This is a genomic window from Mesobacillus zeae (genome assembly GCF_003570705.1).
Lineage (GTDB): Bacteria > Bacillota > Bacilli > Bacillales > Cytobacillaceae > Mesobacillus_C > Mesobacillus_C zeae.
In genome coordinates this window covers 1-14,245 of record NZ_QWVT01000047.1, presented here as the reverse complement: position 1 = coordinate 14,245, position 14,245 = coordinate 1, and the positions used below count along the sequence as shown (strand labels likewise).

The 14,245-nt window shown below is 44.8% G+C and carries 11 protein-coding genes and 1 tRNA gene; 11 read left to right on the top strand and 1 reads right to left on the bottom strand.

Annotated features, from left to right (window positions below):
• Window positions 1-44 precede the first annotated feature (44 nt).
• Window positions 45-2,051, top strand: coding sequence for an NAD-dependent DNA ligase LigA (gene ligA, locus D1970_RS20765; protein WP_119114764.1), 2,007 nt, complete (start codon window positions 45-47; stop codon window positions 2,049-2,051).
• Window positions 2,052-2,065: 14 nt separating this feature from the next.
• A complete protein-coding gene (locus D1970_RS20760) occupies window positions 2,066-3,259 on the top strand; it encodes a CamS family sex pheromone protein (RefSeq protein WP_119114763.1) in 1,194 nt (397 codons plus the stop codon).
• A 238-nt stretch (window positions 3,260-3,497) separates the two neighbouring features.
• Here the strand turns inward: D1970_RS20760 and D1970_RS20755 are convergent, their stop codons facing one another.
• Window positions 3,498-4,280 (bottom strand): 2OG-Fe dioxygenase family protein, encoded by a 783-nt coding sequence (locus tag D1970_RS20755; RefSeq protein WP_119114762.1) that lies wholly within the window; start codon window positions 4,278-4,280, stop codon window positions 3,498-3,500.
• A gap of 325 nt (window positions 4,281-4,605) precedes the next feature.
• On the opposite strand from D1970_RS20755, the gene pruA reads away from it, so the two are divergent.
• The 9 genes from pruA to D1970_RS20710 all read left to right on the top strand — a co-directional run bounded on the left by pruA (window position 4,606) and on the right by D1970_RS20710 (window position 14,169).
• Complete coding sequence (pruA, locus tag D1970_RS20750; protein WP_119114761.1) at window positions 4,606-6,153, top strand: L-glutamate gamma-semialdehyde dehydrogenase; 1,548 nt, start codon at window positions 4,606-4,608, stop codon at window positions 6,151-6,153.
• A gap of 324 nt (window positions 6,154-6,477) precedes the next feature.
• Window positions 6,478-7,761: an isocitrate lyase gene (gene aceA / locus D1970_RS20745; protein WP_119114760.1), complete on the top strand. Its 1,284-nt coding sequence runs from the start codon at window positions 6,478-6,480 to the stop codon at window positions 7,759-7,761.
• 191 nt (window positions 7,762-7,952) lie between these two features.
• Complete coding sequence (locus D1970_RS20740) at window positions 7,953-8,402, top strand: YueI family protein (RefSeq protein WP_119114759.1); 450 nt, start codon at window positions 7,953-7,955, stop codon at window positions 8,400-8,402.
• A 161-nt stretch (window positions 8,403-8,563) separates the two neighbouring features.
• On the top strand, window positions 8,564-8,854 hold the full coding sequence (gene gatC / locus D1970_RS20735) for an Asp-tRNA(Asn)/Glu-tRNA(Gln) amidotransferase subunit GatC (protein WP_119114758.1): 291 nt from the start codon (window positions 8,564-8,566) through the stop codon (window positions 8,852-8,854).
• A 15-nt stretch (window positions 8,855-8,869) separates the two neighbouring features.
• Entirely contained in the window at window positions 8,870-10,321 is a 1,452-nt protein-coding gene (gene gatA / locus D1970_RS20730) for an Asp-tRNA(Asn)/Glu-tRNA(Gln) amidotransferase subunit GatA (protein WP_119114757.1), read from the top strand.
• Between the two features lie 12 nt (window positions 10,322-10,333).
• Window positions 10,334-11,761 carry an Asp-tRNA(Asn)/Glu-tRNA(Gln) amidotransferase subunit GatB gene (gene gatB, locus D1970_RS20725; protein ID WP_119114756.1) on the top strand — a complete coding sequence of 476 codons (1,428 nt, stop codon included), beginning with the start codon at window positions 10,334-10,336 and terminating at the stop codon, window positions 11,759-11,761.
• A 203-nt stretch (window positions 11,762-11,964) separates the two neighbouring features.
• Window positions 11,965-12,038, top strand: a tRNA-Pro gene (locus tag D1970_RS20720).
• A 362-nt stretch (window positions 12,039-12,400) separates the two neighbouring features.
• On the top strand, window positions 12,401-13,177 hold the full coding sequence (locus D1970_RS20715; protein WP_181213487.1) for an HAD family hydrolase: 777 nt from the start codon (window positions 12,401-12,403) through the stop codon (window positions 13,175-13,177).
• 167 nt (window positions 13,178-13,344) lie between these two features.
• Window positions 13,345-14,169 carry a CbrC family protein gene (locus D1970_RS20710; RefSeq protein ID WP_119114754.1) on the top strand — a complete coding sequence of 275 codons (825 nt, stop codon included), beginning with the start codon at window positions 13,345-13,347 and terminating at the stop codon, window positions 14,167-14,169.
• Window positions 14,170-14,245: the final 76 nt, after the last annotated feature.

Genomic DNA, 14,245 nt, shown 5'->3' with positions numbered 1-14,245 from the left:
TAATAATATTCCTGTAAACTTTTATTTTGGAAAGGACTGGACATATGGACTTTCAGGCTGCTGAAAAAAAAGCCGCAGAGCTGCAAAATCTATTGAACCAATATGGTTATGAATATTACGTTCTCGACAAACCGTCGGTGCCGGATGCAGAATATGACAGGCTGATGAGGGAACTGACCGAGATTGAAGAGCAATTTCCAGAGCTGAAAACACAGGACTCTCCGACACAGCGCGTGGGCGGAGAGATTCTCGACATGTTTAAAAAAGTGGAGCACAATATCCCGATGCTCAGCCTGGGGAATGCTTTTGGCGAACAGGACTTGCGTGACTTTGACCGCCGGGTGCGCCAGGCTGTCGGCGAAAAAGTATCGTATGTGTGCGAACTGAAGATAGACGGCCTTGCCGTTTCCCTCCGCTATGAAAAGGGAATGTTTGTGCGCGGGGCCACGAGGGGAGACGGAACGATCGGCGAGGACATTACGTCCAATCTGAAAACAATCCGTTCCATTCCGCTTCGTCTTTCTGAACCGGCTACGCTTGAGGTGCGGGGAGAGGCCTTCATGCCGAAAAAATCCTTCATGGCGCTGAATGAAGCTAAGCAGAAAAGGGATGAGGAGCCGTTTGCGAATCCTAGAAACGCGGCCGCAGGGTCTCTGCGCCAGCTAGATCCGAAGATTGCTGCATCAAGGAATCTGGATATCTTTTTATATGGAATTGGAGATCCGGGTGAGACGGGGATCGAGTCGCACAGTGAGGGCCTTGATTACCTTGAAAAGCTAGGCTTTAAAACGAACAAGGAGCGACGCAGGGCAGCCAATATCGATGAAGTCATAAAGTTTGTGGAGAGCTGGGTTGAACGCCGCCCAGACCTTCCTTATGACATTGATGGAATCGTCATCAAGGTTGATTCACTCGAGCAGCAGGAGGAGCTTGGAACGACAGCGAAAAGCCCCCGCTGGGCCATCGCTTTCAAGTTTCCTGCAGAGGAAGTTGTCACAATACTCAAAGCGATTGAGCTTAACGTCGGCCGCACGGGCGTCGTTACGCCGACCGCTGTCCTTGAACCTGTTCAGGTGGCGGGAACCACTGTACAGCGGGCCTCGCTGCATAACGAGGATTTGATCCGCGAGAAAGACATAAAAATCGGCGATCAGGTTGTAGTTAAGAAAGCGGGCGACATCATTCCAGAGGTTGTCAATGTCCTGGCGGAACAGCGTACAGGCAATGAACAGGACTTTCATATGCCGACACATTGCCCTGAATGCGAAAGCGACCTAGTCCGCCTTGAAGGGGAAGTAGCTTTACGCTGCATTAACCCTAAATGCCCTGCGCAAATCAGGGAGGGGTTGATTCATTTCGTTTCAAGGAATGCAATGAATATCGATGGCCTTGGAGAGAAAGTTGTGAGCCAGCTTTTTGCGGAAAAGCTCATCACCGATGTGGCTGACCTTTACAAGCTGACGAAGGAACAGTTGCTTGGCCTTGAACGAATGGGTGAAAAATCAGTTACCAACCTGTTGGCAGCGATAGAAGCGTCAAAGGTGAATTCACTGGAAAAATTGCTATTTGGACTCGGAATCCGGCTTGTCGGAGCAAAAGCAGCAAAGACTCTTGCAAAAGAGTTCGGAACGATGGACCGTTTAAGAAAAGCTTCGGTTGAGGAGCTAGTTTCAATCAATGAGATTGGGGATAAAATGGCCGACTCCATCGTTACGTATTTTGACAGCGAAGAAGTGGAAGAACTGATTTCAGAGCTGAGCGCGGCCGGAGTCAACATGGAATACAATGGGCCTCGTCCTGTTGCTATTTCCAACTCAGATTCATTTTTTGCCGGAAAGACGGTTGTGCTGACCGGAAAGCTTCATCAGCTAAGCCGAAATGAGGCAAAGGAAAAGATTGAAGAACTGGGTGGCAATGTGGCCGGGAGCGTCAGTAAGAAAACGCACCTTGTCATTGCAGGGGAAGATGCTGGCTCAAAGCTTGAGAAAGCCGAAAGCCTTGGCGTTGAAATCTGGAATGAACAAAGGATGCTCGAAGAATTAAATCAATAAGAGGAGGAACCGGCATGAGGAAGTTCTTCATAGCCGCTTTTTCCATCGTGCTCCTGCTGGCAGGCTGTGCCCCAAACTTTCAAAAAGAGGAGCATGTTGTCCAAAAAAAGGATAACGATACAAAGGAAAAAGCGATTATCCCTAAATATAAAATTTCGGAAAAGTATTACCGGACGATCATACCGTTCGAGCCAGGGGCTGCGCGCGGACAGGTTGTGAACAACCTGAATACACGCTATGACATTAGTGAATTTGAAACAGGGCTGATGCGAATTGCCCAAAATACTTTTGATACAGAAAAGTATGTCTTCAAAGAAGGCCAATACCTGAAGTCTGAAACAGTCCAGTCATGGCTAAACCGCAAACTTACGCCGGAACAGCTCAAAGAAAATCAACAGCGCAATGAAGAGCCGATGAACGAGAAGGATAATGTCGGGCTGAACCCGGCTGATCCAGGGGGCGGCAGCATCGAGGACCGGAACGAGAAAAATCCAATCTATCTTTCCCATATTCTTGAGCATAATTACCTTGTCAAGACGGACGATAAAGGGACGTACCAGCTTGGCGGCGTCACAATCGGCCTGGCTCTGAATTCCATCCATTATTATCAAAAGGAAGAATTCGGAGATACCTTCGAGGTAGATATCACTCATGAAGAAGTGGAGCAGGAAGGAAAGAAAATTGCCCAGGAAGTGGTGAACCGGCTTCGCAGGATGGATGAGCTGAAGAATGTTCCAATTACAGTGGCATTATTTGAGCAAAAAAGCAGATCATCCGTTGTACCTGGCAACTTCTTCGCTTACACGGAAGTGGACCAGGGCAGCAGCAATATTGGCAGCTGGGAAAACGTAAACGAGAAATACGTTCTTTTCCCATCAGAAACTGCGAAAAAGAATCACCGTGACGATATGGTGTGGTTTGAGAATTTCAAGCAGGATGTCGAGAAATACTTCCCGAACTATAACGGAGTAGTCGGCAAGGGCTTCTACGCAGACGACCAGCTTCAGGAATTGAACATCAACATCCCGATTCAGTTTTACGGCAAGGCAGAGGCCGTCGGTTTCACCCAATATGTAACCGGCCTTGTAATGGAGAGGTTCCCTGAGTATGTATCTGTCCAGGTCAGCATCTCCTCAGTCAACGGGCAGGAATCATTGATTATCCGCAAGCCCGACCAAAAAGAGCCAACCGTCCATATTTACCAATAGAGAAGGACCCTGGAGACAGGGTTCTTTTTTGTGTCCGGATGGCAGTAGGGCACCGAAATCGATGCCCCGTACGACCCGGATCAAGCTTTCAGGAAAAGAACTCTGGTAAACAGCCAATAAATTTCCCGCAGGGACCTTAGAGTGCGAGTCAATTTGACGGGAGCAGTAAAAAGCACTCGTACGAATGATTACGAGTGCTTTTTTATGCATGAATTTTTTAAAAAGTTTTTTGAAAAAATTACGTGATAGAAATGACTAAAGGCGTGTAGTCGATGAGTATGACGCCTCTTTCTGCGGGTCTTGGTTCAGGCCCTTTTTTAATCCCGCTGACATAGTGACTTACTTTTTGATCACATACTCCATAAGAATCAAGGGGCTGAGTTAAGTCGAATTCATCTAGAATCAAGTTTTCATCGGCTTCTTCTCTTTTTAAACCGGCACAGCTGGTAGATGCTACTGTACTGGTGCCTCCCTGAACATTTTTGTACGTAACTAAGTGTACAAAGGTAAATGGTTCCCCATCCTGATGCATCGTATTGGGAGAAGCGACGGATTCCTGGTTGTCTTCTGTGACCATGTATTTAACAAAGTGGACGCCTACATGAATGGGCAGCAATTCGTCGTATTTACTCCAAAAAGTCTCATTAAAATCGTACTTTATAATTTCCTGAAGCAGCGAGTTTGCTTTGATTTCTTCACTAAGGGAGGGGAAAGCACGATTCTGTTCCAGATATTCAGCATTAAAGGTGCCTTGAAAGTATAGCGACTTCTGCTCGCCATTTTCATCATGGTAGTTGGGAAGCCACTGAAGTGCCCCATCCCAGGGATTGATAATAGCGCGGGAGTATCTGCGGTAACGGTGACTTTCTAAAGAGTATGTATCAACAGGCAACTGGTCAAATGCCGCGGCTAACTGCTTCAGGTCTCCTTCCATATCCTCAACCGGCAAGTGTATCAGTTGGAACTTTTTATAGCCTGAAACTTCCAAATCCTTTTTCTCTTTTAATATTGCTTTATTCATTATGATGCCTCCGACAAGTTAATAATTACCAAATGCTTTCCGTTGTTTTTTCAAAGTGACAGGAAAACTCATTTGCTCATTATACGACAAGTATGTCTATTGCGCATCCGGGATGAACTGTATTGGTGACTGGCGGGCCCTTGAGTCCAGCGCATAGGAAAAAATGAACTTAGGTTATACAAAAACTATCACAATTATATTAAGTGAATTTTACAATGTCTCATAATATAAGGAACTATCAAACAATTATCTTTGAATACTATCCCTGTTACATGATAAAATAGAGGAGTGAGTTAAAACGCTTTAATACATAGGAGGGGATTGGATGGTTCAGCCATATAAACACGAACCTTTTACAGATTTTAAGATTGAAGAGAATAAGAAAGCATATCTGCAAGGTTTGGAAACAGTAAAAGGGTATCTTGGCCAGGATTATGATTTATTGATTGGCGGAGAGCGTGTTACAACAGAAGATAAGATCGTTTCCTACAACCCAGCCAACAAAGAAGAAGTTATCGGGCGTGTTTCCAAGGCAAACAAGGAGCTTGCAGAGAAGGCGATGCAAGCGGCTGTAGAAGCATTTAAGACTTGGAAAAAAACAAAACCAGAAACTCGTGCGGACGTTCTTTTTAAGGCAGCTGCAATTTTGCGCCGCCGGAAGCATGAATTCTCTGCACTTTTGACTAAAGAAGCAGGCAAGCCATGGAATGAAGCAGATGCTGATACAGCTGAAGCAATCGATTTCCTTGAGTATTATGCCCGCAGGATCCTTGATATTAAAGACGGCGTGCCGGTACAAAGCCGCCCGAATGAATATAACCGTTATGACTATATCCCGCTGGGAGTTGGGGTCATCATCTCCCCTTGGAATTTCCCTCTGGCTATCATGGCAGGAACAGCTGTTGCGGCCCTTGTCGCTGGAAATACTGTGTTGTTAAAGCCGGCTTCCACAACGCCAATCGTTGCAGCCAAGTTTGTCGAAGTGCTTGAAGAATCAGGCCTTCCGAAAGGTGTGCTTAACTTCGTACCTGGAAGCGGCGCTGAAGTGGGCGACTACCTTGTTGACCATAAAGACACACGTTTTATTTCATTCACAGGTTCCCGTGATGTAGGCCTGCGTATCTACAAGCGCGCTGCTGAACTGAATGAGGGCCAAGTCTGGCTGAAGCGTGTTATTGCTGAAATGGGCGGAAAAGACACACTTGTTGTTGACAGCGATGCTGACCTTGAACTTGCAGCTCAATCAATTGTCGCCTCTGCGTTTGGATTCTCAGGGCAAAAATGCTCCGCAGGTTCCCGTGCCGTCATCGTAGAAGACGTGTACGACCAAGTACTGAACCGTGCTGTTGAACTGACCAACCAGCTTACCCTTGGCAATCCAGAAGAGCAAGGCACATACATGGGCCCTGTCATTGACCAAAGCGCATACAACAAAATCATGGAATACATTGAAATCGGCAAACAGGAAGGCAAGCTGATGGCAGGCGGAGAAGGAGACAACAGCAAAGGCTTCTTCATCAAACCAACCATTTTCGCTGACCTTGACCCTAAATCCCGGATCATGCAGGAAGAAATCTTTGGACCGGTTATCGGTTTCTCCAAAGCAAAAGATTTCGACCACGCACTTGAGATTGCCAATAACACAGAGTACGGCCTGACTGGCGCAGTCATCACGAGAAACCGCGAACATATCCAGAAGGCACGCGAAGATTTCCATGTTGGAAACCTTTACTTCAACCGCGGCTGTACTGGTGCGATTGTCGGCTACCAGCCATTTGGCGGATTCAACATGTCCGGAACAGACTCCAAAGCAGGCGGACCGGATTACATCCTGCTGCATATGCAAGCAAAAACAACATCAGAAATGTACTAATCAAAAGATTAGAAGCTCCTTTCCCACTGCGGAAAGGGGCTTTTTTCATGAAAGGCGTTAAGAAGCTTCACCACAATAACGCAAAAAAGGGGGTCAGGCACGCTTTATTAAGATAAAGCACGCCTGACCCCAAAAAATGTCGAAAAAATATTCAGAAAAATCCATTAAAAGTATTTGCATTTTGTAAATGCTGTTATATAATACAAATGTGAACAAAAGCAACTGTATTATAACATACAGAGGATTAGTGGTTTTATGGTTTCCGCCAAAAGAGGAAACTAAAAAATCGCTAGATTACTAAATTGACAGGAGGAATTAGCAAACATGACAGATGCAAGAGTGAAGCAATTGCAGGAAAACTGGGAAATGGATCAACGTTGGAAAGGCATTGAAAGGCCGTATTCGGCAGAAGAGGTTATCAAGCTTCGCGGATCCGTTGACATTGAGCACACACTCGCCCGCCGCGGCGCTGAGAAGCTTTGGCAGTTAATCAATGAAGAGGATTTCGTTAATGCGCTTGGAGCACTTACTGGCAACCAGGCGGTCCAGCAGGTGAAAGCAGGCTTGAAAGCCATCTACTTAAGCGGCTGGCAAGTTGCTGCTGACGCTAACCTTTCCGGCCATATGTATCCTGACCAGAGCCTGTATCCGGCAAACAGCGTGCCGGCAGTGGTTAAGCGCATCAATCAAGCGCTCCAACGTGCCGACCAGATCACTCATTCAGAAGGCGATAATTCCGTTGACTGGTTTGCTCCGATTGTTGCCGATGCCGAAGCAGGATTTGGCGGCCAGCTTAATGTGTTCGAACTGATGAAAGGCATGATTGAATCTGGAGCAGCAGGTGTCCACTTTGAGGATCAGCTTTCCTCTGAAAAGAAATGCGGCCACCTTGGTGGAAAAGTGCTGCTGCCGACTCAAACAGCCGTACGGAACTTAATCTCGGCCCGCCTTGCTGCAGACGTCATGGGCGTTCCAACCCTTGTCATTGCCCGTACCGATGCCAATGCTGCTGACCTGATTACAAGCGATGTCGACCCGACTGACGCTCCATTTATAACAGGGGAACGCACACCGGAAGGCTTCTTCCGCACAACCGCAGGCCTTGACCAGGCGATTGCGCGCGGCCTTTCCTACGCACCTTATGCCGACTTGATCTGGTGTGAGACATCAGAGCCAAATATCGACGAAGCGCGCCGTTTCGCCGAGGCCATCCATGAAAAGTTCCCTGGGAAACTTCTTGCCTATAACTGCTCACCTTCCTTCAACTGGAAGAAGAAGCTTGATGACGAAACGATTGCCAAGTTCCAGGTTGAGCTTGGAAAGATGGGCTACAAGTTCCAGTTTGTCACACTTGCAGGCTTCCACGCTCTGAACCATAGCATGTTCGAGCTTGCTAGAGGCTACCGCGACCGCGGAATGGCTGCCTACTCCGAACTGCAGCAGGCGGAGTTTGACAGCGAACAGCATGGCTACACGGCTACAAGGCACCAGCGTGAAGTCGGTACGGGTTATTTTGACCAGGTATCCATGGTGATCACCGGCGGAACATCTTCGACGACTGCTCTTAAAGGGTCAACCGAAGAAGAGCAATTCACTGCAGCAAAGTAACCGGGAACTTTGCCATATTAACGCAGCAGCACCGGACGTTCATTGTCACCAGCAATGACTGTTTGATTCTTTCACCTACTCCTACTTTGGCCTTCTCTTTTAAAGAGGAGGTTTTTTTATCTCCAGATAGGTTATGCTTAAACTGGCACGTGAAAAGTGCAGATGTCATATAGTAAAAGTGGGGTGATACCATGGGAAACAACAGTGTGGACGATTATTTGCAGCAAGGCATCCACGGAGCAAAAGAAACAAAGCCTGATGAAAGGCGGCGCTTTCTTGGTACCATTCGGGAAAGAGTTGTGGTGGCGCTCACCCAGGCACAGGTCGCGGCGAAGAATGTCGAGCCAGAGGTCGAAAGGCTGATGGAAGAAAACCGAACAGCCCATCTCTATTTGAACGGCAACATGACGTATTCCGTTTTTGCAAAGTACATCGAAGCAGCGAAAAAAAAGGATATTGCCTATACGATGGTTACGAACAAGGAACATGATTCCGATCTTGGGCTAGTCCTGGCGCATGACCATGCCATCGATAAAGAGGATATTTTTATCGAAAAGAAAGGGCCTCAACCTGTTCCCGAGAAAGAGGACGATGGAGTGTTCTCGCAGATAAAAAAGAAGCTTTTCGGAAATGACAGATAAGCCTCCGGTATTTCCGGAGGTTTTTCTTCTGGGAGCCCAACAGCTGCAAGTGTCATGTTAAAATAGCTATAGCATCCTAAATCGTATTGCTTTAAAGTAAAAAAGTTTGCTATTATCAATATTATTGTCTTTTTGCGAATACTTAATGGAGGTGGATTTTTATGTCAAGAATATCGGAAGAACAAGTGAAGCATGCTGCGCACCTGGCCAGGCTCGCCATCACAGAGGAAGAGGCCCACATGTTCACGGAACAGCTTGATAAGATTATCACATTTGCCGAGCAGCTGAACGAACTCGACACAGAAAATGTGGAACCGACTTCCCATGTGCTCGATATTAGGAACGTTCTTCGCGCGGACGAAGCGGTAATGGGGCTTCCACGTGATGAAGTGCTGAAAAACACACCTGAAAACCAGGACGGCCAGATTAAAGTACCGGCCATTATCGAATAGAAAGGAGAAGGAGATATGAGCTTATTTGACCATAAGGTATCAGAGCTTCAAGCCTTATTACATAAAAAAGAAATCAATGTTTCCGACCTTGTGGATGCTTCATTCAAGCGGATCAGCGAGGTCGACGGCAAGGTTCAGGCATTCCTGACACTTGATGAGGAACAAGCCCGCCTTAAAGCAGTGGCACTTGATGAAAAACTGGGGAAAGAAGAAGGCAGTCTTTTCGGGATGCCAATCGGGATAAAAGACAACATCGTCACAAAAAACTTGCGGACAACCTGCGCGAGTAAAATTCTCGAAAACTTTGATCCTATTTATAATGCAACGGTCATGGACAAACTGCACAAAGCCGATACCATCACGATTGGCAAACTGAATATGGATGAATTTGCAATGGGATCCTCGAATGAAAACTCAGGCTTCCAAAAAACGTTTAACCCATGGAATCTCGAAACAGTCCCGGGCGGATCGTCAGGGGCTTCCGCCACGAGTGTGGCGGCAGGCGAAGTTCCGTTCTCGCTTGGTTCGGATACAGGCGGCAGCATCCGCCAGCCGGCTTCTTTCTGCGGAGTTGTCGGGATGAAACCGACGTATGGCCTTGTGTCACGCTACGGCCTTGTCGCATTTGCCTCATCGCTTGACCAGATCGGACCGATCACCAATACGGTTGAAGACAATGCGGCACTTCTCGGCGCAATTGCAGGACATGACCGGATGGATTCCACGTCTGCCAATGTTTCCATCCCGGATTATGCGAGCGCTTTGACAGGCGACGTTAAAGGAATGAAAATTGCTGTACCAAAAGAATACCTTGGCGAAGGAGTCAGTCCTGAAGCAAAGCAGTCAGTGCTTGATGCTTTGAAGGTGCTTGAGAATCTTGGAGCAGAGTGGGAAGAGGTGTCCTTGCCGCATTCCAAATATGCGCTTGCAACTTACTATCTGCTATCTTCATCAGAAGCTTCAGCGAACCTTTCCCGCTTTGACGGTGTGCGTTACGGCTACCGGACCCCGGACGCAGAGAATTTGATTGATATGTATAAAAAGACAAGGGCGGAAGGCTTCGGAGACGAAGTGAAGCGCCGAATCATGCTTGGTACATTTGCGCTCAGCTCAGGCTATTACGATGCCTATTATAAAAAAGCGCAGAAAGTCCGGACGCTTATCAAGAAAGATTTTGACGACGTTCTGGCGAAATACGATGTCATTGTCGGGCCGACAACCCCGACTCCAGCGTTCAAAATCGGCGAGAACACAAGCGATCCAATGACCATGTATGCAAACGATATTTTAACCATCCCGATGAACCTTGCTGGTGTCCCTGCGATTTCAGTACCATGCGGCTTTGCAGCAGGATTGCCGCTAGGCTTGCAAATTATCGGTAAGCATTTTGACGAATCATCTGTATACCGTGCCGCTCACGCATTCGAGCAGGCGACGGATTTCCATAAACAAAAACCACAACTGTAAGGGGTGAAAAAAATGAACTATGAAACAGTGATTGGACTTGAAGTCCATGTTGAGCTGAAGACAAACTCAAAAATCTTTTCAGCAAGTCCGAACCATTTCGGTGCCGAGCCGAACAGCAATACTTCCGTCATCGACCTTGGATACCCTGGCGTACTGCCGGTAGTGAACGAAAAGGCAGTCGACTACGCGATGAAAGCATGCCTGGCGCTGAACTGTGAGGTAGCTTCGCATACGAAGTTTGACCGCAAGAACTATTTTTACCCGGATAATCCTAAGGCGTACCAGATTTCCCAGTTCGATAAGCCGATAGGCGAGCATGGCTGGATTGAAATTGAAGTGGACGGCAAGAAAAAGAAAATCGGCATTACCCGTATCCATATGGAAGAGGATGCCGGCAAGCTGACACACGGGAAGGGCTACTCGCTTGTCGACTATAATCGCCAGGGAACGCCGCTTGTCGAAATCGTTTCCGAGCCTGATATCAGTTCTCCTGAGGAAGCTTACGCGTATCTTGAAAAGCTGAAATCTATCATCCAGTATACAGGCGTATCCGACTGCAAAATGGAGGAAGGCTCGCTCCGCTGCGACGCGAACATTTCACTTCGCCCTGTTGGACAAAAGGAATTCGGAACAAAGACAGAGCTTAAGAACCTGAACTCCTTCAACTTTGTCCGCAAAGGTCTTGAGCATGAAGTGAAACGCCAGGCAGAGATTCTTGATACCGGCGGGGAAATCAGGCAGGAAACACGCCGTTTCGATGAAGCCACAGGCACAACTTTGCTGATGCGCGTAAAGGAAGGGTCAGAGGATTACCGCTATTTTCCTGAGCCCGACCTGATGGACATCTTCATTGACGAGGAGTGGAAAGAGAGAGTTCGCGCGGAAATTCCCGAGTTGCCAGATGCTCGTAAAAAGCGCTACATCGAAGAGATGGGCTTGCCATCGTATGATGCTAATGTCCTGACAGTGACAAAGGAAATGGCTGATTTCTTTGAACAGTGCGTGGCAGCAGGCGCGGATGCAAAGCAAGCATCGAACTGGCTGATGGGGGAAGTGTCTGCATTCCTGAACGCCGAAGGTAAAGAACTTCATGACATTCCGTTGACGCCTGAAGGGCTGGCGGGACTGATCAAGCTGGTTGGGGATGGCACGATTTCCTCTAAGATTGCGAAAACTGTCTTCAAGGAACTGATTGAAAGTGGCGGAGATGCGGCACAAATCGTCAAGGAAAAAGGACTTGTCCAAATTTCCGATGAAGGCGCCCTGCTGAAAATCATCAATGAAATCCTTGACCAAAATCCGCAGTCTATCGAAGACTTTAAGAGTGGAAAAGAAAAAGCTAAAGGTTTCCTTGTTGGCCAGATTATGAAAGCGACAAAAGGCCAGGCGAATCCGCCGTTAGTCAACAAACTGCTTGCGGCTGAGCTACAAAAAAGATAGAACGAGAAAGCCGGCGGAATTTCCGTCGGCTTTTGTATATACATGCCGTCTATTTCCCGGGAAAGAAGGAGCTTTTAAGAGATTTCGACAGAGGATTAAAGTTTGCTGTGGCACTTGGGAAAAAAGCAAGAATCAGAAAGGAAGAGTGAATGGAAATAGTCTTTCATCTCTATAAAATAATCAATTAAGGAAACCTTTTCGCCCGGGATGTAGCTCAGCTTGGCAGAGCACTAGCATGGGGTGCTAGGGGGCGAAGGTTCAATTCTTGTCATCCCGATTAATCTTTATGATAAAACCGCTGCCTATTGGATGTGAAGAGTTCCGTTTTTGGGTGTTTTCTTAGTAAATGACATAAGAAATGACGTATGAATAGCATGCGTCATTTTTTTTATTTATCAAGGCTTTTACGTCTTTTTAATGAGTTTTGACATAACAATTGACATCATTTTTTATGACGGATAATAAGTATATTCAATTAAAAAATAAGGCTAAAACTACTGTCAAAATCTATATTGGTTGATGTGCTGGTATTACTAACAGGGCAGTTAAGTCCAATAAATGTCATGATTCCTTCCTTTTATGGTATATTTTATGAAATGTTTGGACTACGAGAAGAATGGTAAGGAGGGAATTATTAAATTGACTGTTAAAGTTGTTGTATTAGATCTTGATGGGACATTATTAAATTCTAAAAAACAAATATCAAGTAGAAATCTAAATGCAGTTTTAAATTGCCACAAGAGTGGTAAGAAAATTATCATAGCAACAGCACGACCCCCACGGTCTGTTAAAAACTTTTTGCCTAAGGAATTATTAGATAATTGTTCGTTTGCTTTTTATAATGGAGCATTGGTTTGCGATTATAAAATAGGATATGAAGAACATTCTTCGATACCAAGAGATTTTTCAAAGGAAATAATAGAATTTTGTAAGGAGAATTTCCCACATTGTACAATTAGTTTTGAGGTAAAGGATAAATGGTACTCTAATAAAGAAATTACAGATTCATCTATTTATAATCTTAGATACATTCCACATATTTTGACAAACGACAAACTTATCGACCTTGAAGCAACTAAGATTATGCTATCGGATTTTAATGACTTTAAACACTTCAAACCCTATTTTACAGATAAAGTGAAGGTTGTAGTGACTGATAATCAAAAACTAATTCAAATCACCAATAAAGAGGTTTCAAAGGAAACTGGAATATTAAAGTTATGTAGTCATTATGAAGCAGACAAATCAGAGACTATAGTTTTTGGTGATGATTATAATGATTTAGAGATGTTTAGAATGTCTGGTTACTCTGTTGCAATGTTGAATGCCGTACAGGAACTAAAAGGGATGGCAGATGAGATAACTGATACTAATGATAATGATGGTGTTGCGAAAGTGTTGAAGAGATTTGTTTAGAAAGTGATTGTACGAACGGGTGCAAGAGTTCAAGATCAAAATGAGTTGCTACGGAAGCTCTTTTTCTTATTCAGCTAACTGGCAAGTTAATTTAAAAGGTAGTCTTAATTTAATAATAAAAGACTTTCTAAAGTAATTCTATAATTCAGACTAAGGGAGATTAATATATGTCCTATACCTTAAAATTAGAGATTGATCTTACAGAATTGAATAATAATCAGAAAGGGAAATTCTTGTCTGAGGTAATTAAACTCATACCTGCTCAAGATTTCCAATCGTTCAGGAGGGCTGTAAGCAAAAAAACAGAAGTTTATACTGCATTTGATACTGAATACGACAAGATTATCAACATAAGGAAGATAATTAAACTATTGGATGATAATATGATGAATTTATCTATATATCAGGAAACTGAAGAGAAAAAAATAATAATTAGTCTCCTTGACCTTGAAAACATAATAGATGAGTTTAAGGTTATCCACCAGCTCCCCTATTTTACATATCATCCTAACGTTTATGAAAGTGGAACAATATCTTACTTTAAGGATATATGTGAGGTATGTAACCAAGAGAGTTCCTTCTTTAATGAGGGATGTTATGGAGAAAGTGACTTAGAAGTTATATGTGTTCATTGCATTGCGTCTGGGAAGGCAGGGAAGGAACATAATGTGTTCTTTAATTATCAATATCCAATCTCCTTTAATGATGATAAAAAAGTTGAGGAACTTAATTTGAGAACTCCATCAATTCTATCGTGGCAAGAAATATCCTGGTTAGAACACTGTAATGATTTTTGTGCTTATATAGGAATAGTAGATTGCGAAGGAGTTAGCCATCTAGAGTCAGAGCTTCACAGTGATTTAACAATAGAAGCATCAAAATATAATCTTGATTATGGTGATTTTAAAAATGCCTTGGATTCTAATATAGTTGGACATTTATTTAAATGTCTTCATTGTGGAAAGCACAGATTAACAACAGATTTACCTTAATATAGAAGTCTGTGAAATAATGGACTTAGACTGAACGGTGCTTTCGTATTATAAGGTTAACCAGTTTTTACTGGTT